An 8,903-nucleotide genomic window follows, 5' to 3' on the forward strand; every position below is an offset into this window, starting at 1 on the left:
ATCAACGACGGTGACGAAATCAAGAACGGCACCGACCCGTTGAACCCGAACGACCCGGGCAAGGCCGCACCGAAGACCAAGAAGGTCAAGAAGGCGAAGGGCCTGACCGCGACTGGTGCCGATGTGGCATCGCTGGCAGTCTTCGCTCTGCTGGCCGCCGGTGCGGGTAGCGTGGCGATTCGCCGCCGCAAGAAGTAACACTCAGTTGCTGAGGTAGCTGAAAGCTACCCAACCAGCCACGTGGCTGCGGAAGTTTCCAATGGGTTACGGAAGCAACCGCATGGCTAACGCAAAGGGCCGCTCCTGAATTATCAGGGGCGGCCCCTTTGCGTGCGCCGTGCGTAGTCCTTTCATGCAGTTTCCCCGGCGTGTGGGATGGGTGGCGGGAATGACGCTTCGATAGCATCGGGAGATGAGCGGTTACGAACCACCACTGCGCATAACACCTGCCTGTGAGGCACTGGTTGGACAGGTCTGCAACCTTGTTGAAAAACTGGAACGCCCGGGGGACGACGGGAAATTCTGGCTGGATTCTTTGGGAGATTTTGGGTGGCGTGAGAACCGCGGTCGCGCAATCCACGCCACCCTCGCCATTGAGGGGAATTCCTTGCCGCTGGAGACCGTTCGAGCCATTCTTGGCGGTGAATATTTCGCGGATGTTACCGCTCAGGTTCTCGAGGTGCGCAACGCCGGCCGTGCATATGACTTAATCCCTGAACTTGATCCAATGTCGGCGCATGATGTGCTGCGTGCACACGGAACCATGATGAGAGGGCTGGTTTCCGAGAGCGGACGGTTCCGCTCTGGCGGTGTCGGGGTCTTTGCAGGGAATGTGGTTGTGCACGCGGCTCCGCCAGCCGATCTAGTTCCGCAACATATCTCCCATTTGCTCGCGTGGTATCAGGAATCGACGTTGCATCCGCTTATAAAAAGCGCGGTCTTCCATTACGAATTCGAGTTCATTCATCCTTTCGCTGACGGCAACGGGCGTACGGGCCGGCTCTGGCATTTCCTGCTGCTCGGGCGATGGAAGGAGCTCTTCTTCTGGCTTCCTGTTGAGGAACTTATTCAATCGCGGCAACAGGACTATTACCGGGCTTTCGTTGTTGCGGGTAAGGAAGGGGATAGCTCAAGCTTTGTTGAGCTTATGTTGGAGATAATCCGCGATTCTTTGACCGAGGTTGACATACTTGGTCGGTCGACCGACCAAGATACCGACCAAGATAGCGACTAAGTTACCGGCCAAGATAGTGCTTTAAGTTACCAGTCACTTACGGTAGCGCCGATTCCGATACTCCTCCGATACTCCGAAATAGCCCCTTGCCGCCCCGTTCCGGGCGGGCTATGCTTATCGCATAACAGTGTTATGTGAGGTGGAATTGTGATGGTGACACGTGGAAATAGCTCAACGCGGGAACGAATCCTTGCCGCGGCTTTGCGGAATTTTTCCGAGCATGGATTCGAAGCGGCCAGCTTGCGCGTGATTGCCAAAGAAGCCAATGTCACGACCGGGGCGCTATATACCCACTTTGATAATAAACAAGCTTTATTTGCGGCCCTTGTGGAACCCTGTTGCCAGGAATTACGCCAGCGGCACCGCGAAGGCATTATGCGAGGCCTCGCTCTCACGGAAAAGTCGCTCGCCGAAAAAGCGCCCGCGGAAGAACCGAGGCAGGGTGGTAGCAGCGTGGGCGCGGATATTGGCACCAGCATCACGGACTGGATGATCGATTATGTTTATGACCACCTCACCGTATTTCAGTTAGTTTTGCGGGGGTCCGCCGGAACTCCTTATCAGAGCTTCGTAGCTGACCTAGCCGAATACGAAGCACGCTTATATATCGAACTCGGCCCGGAGGATACGGTATGGCCGGCTTTCGCACAGGTCATGTGCGAAACTGGCTGGTACGGATTCTTCGGTGCGCTCAGGCAAGGCCTCAACCGTGAGAACGCTAAAAAATACTTGGGCTTACTTCAGAGCTTCCGGGAAGCCGGCTGGCGGAGCCTCCTAGAAGATCCGGCATCTTCCGGCACGCATATACTCGGGTAGAAGGAAGATCCCATGTCTCACCATCAAGGGAACACCACAGTCCGCACCCGCGAGCCGAGTACCTGGCAGCTGGTAGCCCCCGTGCGCACATCAATGCTTGTCTCCTTTATTATCGCCGGGATCGGATCCGGTGCTTCGGTCATTCCTTATATCGCATTAGTTGGTCTGGCTGATGACTGGCTCGGTGACCGCGGCACGGCACGTATCTGGTGGTGGTTGGGTCTCACCCTGGTGGGCTTACTGGTACACCATATCTGTTACAACTGGGCAGTTGGCATTACCCATATCAGCGAAGCAGGGCTGCGGCACCGGCTGCGGCGTCGTATCGTCGAACATTTAGGTTCCCTGCCTTTGGGGCGAGTGCGGCGGCTCGGCCCCGGAGAAATCCGAAAAATCGTGGTTGATGACACCAGCGCCATCCATACCCTGGTCGCCCATGCTAGCGCCGAACTTGCCAGCGCACTGGTGGCGCCGCTGGTGGGCGGTATTTACCTGTGCGTGCTCGACTGGTGGCTGGCCCTCCTTCTAGGGGGAGTATTTATCGTTGCCGTTGGCCTAGCTATGGGGATCGCATTCAATGGCGGGGGCCAAGCCGTTAAAGATTACGACGTCGCACAACGGAAACTCGCGGAAGCGACCGTGGAGCTTGTCGACGGCATAAAAGAAATCAAAAACTACCAGCTCCCCGCCACCGGAGTCGGTGGGCGCTTCACCAGAGCGCGGGAAGAAAACTCCGATGCCTCCTTCCGGTGGCTGGCCGGGGCCGGCAAAGGAATCGCGGTGGTATCCGCATTGAGCCAGCCGGGCGTGATTCTCGCGTGGAGCGCCCCGCTCATCTGCTGGTTTGTGTGGAGTGGCTGGATCTCGCCCGCGAGCAGCCTGGCCTTCTTCACCATTTGGCTCGGGCTTCCCGCGGGCTTAGGGCAGCTCATGACGCTCACCCAGAATCTGCAAGGCTCGCTGCGGGCCGGGAAAGACACAGCCGCGCTGCTGGATGAAAAACCTCAGGAAGTAGGGAACTACCAAGCTCCGGCGCCGGCGGCGGGTGCTATGGATTCGGCCGCCCAGGCTGCGGCCGCTCCGGAACTGCGTTTTCAGAATGTGTCCTTCGGTTACGAGCCCGGCCGGCCTGTCCTGCACCATATTAGTTTCACCCTCCCACCCGGAACCCTGACCGCCGTGGTCGGGCCCTCGGGAGCTGGGAAAACTACCATAGGTGCGCTCGCGGCACGTTTTTGGGATCCGGAAAGCGGCTGCATTACCCTCGGTGGGCACGACCTGCGCGAATACAGCCGCGCGGGGCTCTACAGCCAAGTGGGCACAGTATTTCAAGATGTGTCCTTGGCCGCGGTGAGCGTGCGGGATAACCTCCTGCTCGGTAACCGGGAGGCTACAAATGCGCAGATACAGGAAGCTGCGGCCCGGGCGCATATCACCGAACGCATCGAGGCGCTCCCAGCTGGATATAACACGATCCTGGGGGAGGCCGCCGTGCTTTCCGGTGGTGAGGCGCAGCGTTTGAGCATTGCCCGTACCTTGCTAGCCGATCCTCCGCTCCTTATTTTGGACGAAGCAAGTGCGCATCAAGATACCCATACCGCGCAGGCTCTGCGCCAGATCATCGCGGCGCGGCGCGGGTATAGCTCTACTTTGGTGATCGCCCACCGGCTAAGTGGCCTCGCCCAAGCCGACCAGATTCTGGTAATTGATAACGGGCGAATCGTACAATCTGGCCGCCACGAAGAACTCGCGGCCACCGCGGGCCTGTACCGCGAGATGCTGAAAGAGCAAGGAATCCCATGCTGAAAATGCTTAAAGCCATGCGCGCCGTGGGGGATGTGCGTCAAATAAAAATCCTGATCGGGGCCTACGCCGCGGCTGCGGTGGCTCAAGGCATTACTTTAGCGATGCTCATCGGTTTTCTGCGAGTACTGCTCACCGAAGGCGGCGCCGGAGTTTCCGGTGGCGCTGGAGGTAGTGCGCCGACCGATGGGCGGCTGTCTTCTTGGCTCATTGCGGTTTGCATCAGCGGTGCCATCACATTTTTCCTCTACCTGGTAACGATGAGCTGGTCCTACCGGGTGAGCGTGTACGCAATCTGCGACGAGCTCATGAAGAAAATTGGCGCGGCGGTGGTGCGGCTCCCGGTCGGGTGGTTTACCCCGTCTCGCCGCACCGCGGTCATAAATGCCACCTCGAAAGACGTCAATACCCTCTCCCACTTGGCTTCCTTGGTATTTCCCGCGGTCATCTCAGGGGTGGTAGTTCCCTTCGTCATGGCCGTGGTGGTCACGATGGTGGAATGGCGCCTCGGGGTGGTCCTCGCGGTGACCAGTATGGGATTGTGGTTCATCTGGGGCTGGATGCACCGGGCGGTGCGCGAAGCCCAAGCCAGTGAAGCCCGGCTCTCGCGCCGGGTAGCCGGGCGGATTATCGAATTCGCGAAACTCCAGCAAGTCCTGCGCGGCAGTGGGCAAACCCAGTGGGAGCCGCTGGATGAGGCTCTCGCGGCCGAGTCCACCGGAATCCTGCGGACGCTGCGCAGTCAAAGTCACCCGGCCTCCGCGTTCCTCCTGTTGGTTGAGCTCGCTTTCGCCATATGTTTGGGCTGGGGTGGAGCCCTGGTGGTTGGTGGCGATATGGACTTTCTGAGTTTCCTGGCCATCGCCGTGGTTCTCACCCGTATTAATCTGCCGCTCTCGCAATCAGTTTTATACTCCACGGCTCTTACAGATTCCATGCAAGCTCTCGAGCGGGTGCACGAAATCATCGCGGCTGCCGAGGAACAACCCAATATCACGACTGTCGCCACGCCTGCGAACGTGGACCCGGATGTACCTGCGAATACGGATCCGGGCGCGCTCGCGGATAGCACCATCGAGTTTTCCGGGGTGACTTTCGGCTACGATCCGCGCTACCCCGTGCTGTGTGATCTCAACTTGAAAGCACCGGCCGGGAAGGTAACCGCCCTGGTTGGCCCCTCCGGTTCCGGTAAAACTACTGCCTTGGCTTTGGCCGCCGGTTTTTGGCAGCCGCAAAGCGGAACCATCACTCTCGGCGGGCGCGATATTCACGAATGCCAGCCCATGCGCCACATCGCAATGGTGTTCCAGGACGTTTATCTCTTCAGTGGGTCCATCCGGGAAAACTTGACGCTGGCTAAGCCGGATGCCACAGAGGAGGAAATCCTCACCGCGGTAAGCCAAGCCGGGCTGGATCCGGTTCTCGAGCTGCTGCCCGCCGGTTTGGACACCCAGGTCGGGCCGGGTGGGAATGCGCTTTCCGGCGGGGAGAAACAACGCGTCGCCATCGCCCGAGCTTTCCTCAAGGACAGCCCGATCCTCCTCCTCGACGAAATTACCTCCGCGCTGGATAGCATCACCGAGTCAGTCATTGGTGAAGCGATACGGCGCCTCGCCGCGGGCCGCACGGTACTCATGGTTGCTCACCGCCCCTCCACAATTGCGTGGGCGGATCAAGTGATCGATTTTTCGCAGCTCGCGGCACGCTGAATTCGGATGTTTTCGGCAGCACAGCGCGCCCAGTGGGAAGCGCCCTGTCAGAATTTCCGACAGCTTCTACCTGGCGCGAATTTGAGTTGGGTACTGGTACGACGACGCTGCCACTCGGTAAACTGACCCCGTGGAAAATACCGTTCATTGAGAAGAGCGCCACCGGCAACGAAGCTGGATGACGGGAGGGGCCAATGACCTGGCAGATCGCGGTAGTGATAGTGGTTACGTTATGGGGTTCTGCGCTGTTGAGCGGCTGGCTTGCTTATGCTTCCCGTAAAAAGACCCTGAAGCTCAACGAGCTCATTGGGTACCGTACCGAAATCATCATGACGAACCAGGAAACGTGGCAGGAAGCGCATGCCGCAGCCTGGCCGTGGACGGCCGCCGCCACAGTATGCCTGTTTTTCAGCGGTTTCGCTGTGTTCCTCCCATTTTCCGACGGGGCGCTCGTCACGATCATCATCCTCAGTATGCTCGTTCTGCTCGCCTGCATATGTGCAGGCGCACACCGCGCCCAGAAGGTTGCGAAAACGATTCTTTGCGAGCAAGAGCGGTGAACGAGACGGGCAATCGTTCTGTCGCTTTCCCTAGGGTGAGAAATGGATGATAGCTTCGCGTGCAGCACTAATTGTCTTGTACATCGGGAAGATGGAATCCTGGCTGCTGTGGAGCGAGGCAAAACCATACTCACGCTGATAATAATTAGCGACGGATTTTACCTGTGTGTGGAGGATAATATAACGTACTCCGATAATCTCGCTTACCGTTGCAGCCTTGGAAAATACGTGTGCCATGAGTAAGGGGCCCAGCGAGCTTTTTCCTGCACAATCCGCGTGGAGAGCGAATTTACCTAGCAGTAAAGCAGGGTGATGATCGTAAGCTGCCAAAAGGCTGCCATTCTCAGGGAAATGATATCGGTCTCGCTTCAAAATGCTCGTAGTAGGGACGTTTGTGCTGGTAAGCGCGAAATATCCGAGTGGCTCGCTCGAATTCTCTTTGCAAAGTACCCAGACCACGCAGGTATCCTCTTCCTGGAGTTTGCGAGCTTTGTCGCGGAGCCACCTTCCGAGTGAGTCATTGTCTTTTCCTGTAATGAAAGAATCGAGGAAAATATCTTCGTTCAGGCGAGTCAGATTGAAAGACATCCCAAATCCCGAAGTTTCTCAAAAAACGAAGCCGGCGTTGGGGTTTCTTCGAAGGGGAAAGGTGCGTAGAGGATCTTGCGATCTGGCAGCATAAAATCAGGACTCTTTTTTGTGACGAAGTAGTTGATAATCTCGAAGCTTGACAGCTCTGCGCGCTTCGCTCCATGTGGGCGAGACTGCCATGCCTCGATCCACGGTTCCTCCTGCTGCGTAGCGCGGGTCAGCTCCGCAGGAGCCATTTCGCAATACCGATCCCAGACCGCCCTCAGAATATCGCTGGTGTAGAGATCGAACTCCTTGGTTTCCTCTTCCCAAGCGTCATGGACTTCTTCGAGAAGCTTTTGATCCACAGTTGCGCGGCAAGCAGATGCGGTAAGAAGATCGCCCACAAGGGGACCACTCTCCATTGCGTAGAAAGCGTTATCGAAGAGGGCTTCGCCTGTTTGGTAGCCGTACCAACCAAAAGCATAGAAGCACAACTTTTGCAGTTTGGGTGCGGGCAGGCTTCCCGACGCTGACTGGGAAACAAAGAACTGGGCTACGTCAAAAATGCTCATGGGGAAACCTCCTGTCCCATCATTCTGGCATAAGACAGGTTGCTCGTATGCAGTCGAGTGCATGGAAATTATCCTTTCGTTAGTTGACCGGCCCGCTGGTACGAGACCCCAAGTATGGCGCCGATATCACGGAGGGTTAGGCCGTTTTCTTTAAGGTCGAGTGCGATGCTGCGTGTTTGTGCCGCAGCCTGCCGGGTGAGCTCTTCTGCCTCGTGGCGGAGGCGGTATGTTTCTGCAATTCGGATATCGAAGCCTTCGGGGAGAATGACATCAATGGAAGTATCGAAGCTATCGGCCGCGAGTCCAGTTTGAGATGCGATAGCGTGCCGGATTACCTCTTCAGCCTGATCAAGCTTCGGGCATTCTGAAACATGATCAACCGCATGGCATTCCAGGTGCCACTGTTTACCGGAACGTTCAGCTCTTACTTTGAATACGGGGCGATTCACGTTTTCTTCTTTCTTGTAGGTGGTTGGCAAGATTCTAGCCCGGCTTGAAATAATAGTCAAGCCGGGCTAGAAAATACGCTGTGTTTCACGAGTGGACTTTAAAAGGGAGTGCAGTTTTCCTTCCATCGGAGCGTTGCCGTCGCAGCATCGTACTGTAACCAGCCAATATCAAAGGCGCGGTGGTGGTTGCGGCACAGTAGCAATCCGTTGTCGGAGGAGTCGGATGAATCAAGGTGCTTGGGAATAATGTGTGCGGCTTCGAGGATCTCCGGCCGGCTCATCCCGCATACCTCACAGGTCTTTCTCGTTTCCAGCAGCTTTTTCCGGAACCGTTGTTGGGCGGGGCGTTCTCACACCCAGCGTAGAATCTTTTCACTGATCTCAGTGACATCAAACTCTGATTCAACAATGTCATCTCCGTGCTCGTCGAGCCATTCGTCTACGGGATCGCTAACGGAATAGTGAGGCTGTTCAAGCCCCGGTCTTTCTGTAGATGAGCGAGGTACTGGGGTATTACTGAGCCACTTCCCAAGGTAGTTCCACAGATACGGGTTATGCCATTGCGTGCGCCGCTTGCGGTACCCGATTACCGAGTGCATGTAATCGAATTGTTCGACGACGCCAGTACTTAGCAGCGGTGAATGGAGGAGGAAATCGAAGCTTTCGAAGTCTTCGCTATATAAGAAAAGCGCTTCGGACTTATAAGGAACTTCGCCGTATTCAAGTTCGAAATATTCTTCGTTTTGGAGCTCTTCTAGCTCTTTGGCAAGTTCAATTTCAATGTCTCCATCGATGCGAAGAGAGACTCTCCAACTCTGGAGCTGTCCCTCGGAATTGAATACTGTGAGTAGCTGTTCCTCCATTCCTGCGGATGCCACGAAGCCCATGTATGCGCCACCTCGTTTAGGAAGTGCGCTTACCGCAAGATTCTGAATAGGGCCGTTATAGCCACCTGTTAATTCCAAATATGCGCAGAGAATCCCCATTGCTTTGGGGAAATCTGGGTACGTCATAAATGTTTCAAAAGCTTGTTGTGAGGTTGCGCCGCCGTTGTCGCGAGGCGTCGCACCGTTGAAGCGTTCGCGGTGAGTCTTTGTGTCTTCGGCAATGAGCTCGGCATATTCGGAAGCTAGCAAGGGATCCTCCTCGATCTTCTGGGCGGGTGAGCCGTTTCCTTTGGGTATTTC

11 protein-coding genes are annotated in these 8,903 nt (G+C 56.5%); 6 read left to right on the forward strand and 5 right to left on the reverse strand.

Annotated features, from left to right (window positions below):
* The 6 genes from AC5RK6_RS00835 to AC5RK6_RS00860 all read left to right on the forward strand — a co-directional run.
* On the forward strand, positions 1 to 198 hold a 198-nt coding region (locus tag AC5RK6_RS00835), incomplete at its 5' end, for an LPXTG cell wall anchor domain-containing protein (RefSeq protein ID WP_493926298.1).
* Positions 199 to 412: 214 nt separating this feature from the next.
* Positions 413 to 1,234, forward strand: coding sequence for a Fic family protein (locus tag AC5RK6_RS00840; RefSeq protein WP_320757029.1), 822 nt, complete (start codon positions 413 to 415; stop codon positions 1,232 to 1,234).
* A gap of 150 nt (positions 1,235 to 1,384) precedes the next feature.
* A complete protein-coding gene (locus tag AC5RK6_RS00845; RefSeq protein ID WP_320757030.1) occupies positions 1,385 to 2,050 on the forward strand; it encodes a TetR/AcrR family transcriptional regulator in 666 nt (221 codons plus the stop codon).
* 12 nt (positions 2,051 to 2,062) lie between these two features.
* Positions 2,063 to 3,856, forward strand: a complete 1,794-nt coding sequence (locus tag AC5RK6_RS00850) for an ABC transporter ATP-binding protein (RefSeq protein ID WP_320757028.1) — start codon at positions 2,063 to 2,065, stop codon at positions 3,854 to 3,856.
* On the forward strand, positions 3,850 to 5,562 hold the full coding sequence (locus tag AC5RK6_RS00855) for an ABC transporter ATP-binding protein (protein ID WP_320757027.1): 1,713 nt from the start codon (positions 3,850 to 3,852) through the stop codon (positions 5,560 to 5,562). The genes AC5RK6_RS00850 and AC5RK6_RS00855 overlap by 7 nt, the downstream gene beginning before the upstream one ends.
* Positions 5,563 to 5,756: 194 nt before the next feature.
* Complete coding sequence (locus AC5RK6_RS00860) at positions 5,757 to 6,122, forward strand: SdpI family protein (protein ID WP_320757026.1); 366 nt, start codon at positions 5,757 to 5,759, stop codon at positions 6,120 to 6,122.
* A 30-nt stretch (positions 6,123 to 6,152) separates the two neighbouring features.
* Here the strand turns inward: AC5RK6_RS00860 and AC5RK6_RS00865 are convergent, their stop codons facing one another.
* The 5 genes from AC5RK6_RS00865 to AC5RK6_RS00885 form a co-directional block, all read right to left on the reverse strand.
* The gene (locus AC5RK6_RS00865) at positions 6,153 to 6,710 is read right to left on the reverse strand and encodes a hypothetical protein (RefSeq protein ID WP_320757025.1); all 558 of its coding nucleotides are present in this window, start codon (positions 6,708 to 6,710) and stop codon (positions 6,153 to 6,155) included.
* Entirely contained in the window at positions 6,695 to 7,267 is a 573-nt protein-coding gene (locus AC5RK6_RS00870) for a Panacea domain-containing protein (RefSeq protein ID WP_320757024.1), read from the reverse strand. Before AC5RK6_RS00870 ends, AC5RK6_RS00865 begins: the two co-directional genes overlap by 16 nt.
* A gap of 68 nt (positions 7,268 to 7,335) precedes the next feature.
* Positions 7,336 to 7,776: a hypothetical protein gene (locus AC5RK6_RS00875; RefSeq protein ID WP_320757023.1), complete on the reverse strand. Its 441-nt coding sequence runs from the start codon at positions 7,774 to 7,776 to the stop codon at positions 7,336 to 7,338.
* Positions 7,777 to 7,814: 38 nt separating this feature from the next.
* Complete coding sequence (locus AC5RK6_RS00880; protein ID WP_435732855.1) at positions 7,815 to 8,033, reverse strand: HNH endonuclease; 219 nt, start codon at positions 8,031 to 8,033, stop codon at positions 7,815 to 7,817.
* A 33-nt stretch (positions 8,034 to 8,066) separates the two neighbouring features.
* The coding region (locus AC5RK6_RS00885) for a hypothetical protein (protein WP_493926299.1) at positions 8,067 to 8,903 on the reverse strand (837 nt) is incomplete at its 5' end.

It is taken from the genome of Actinotignum sp. usb-actsch-213 (genome assembly GCF_059085665.1).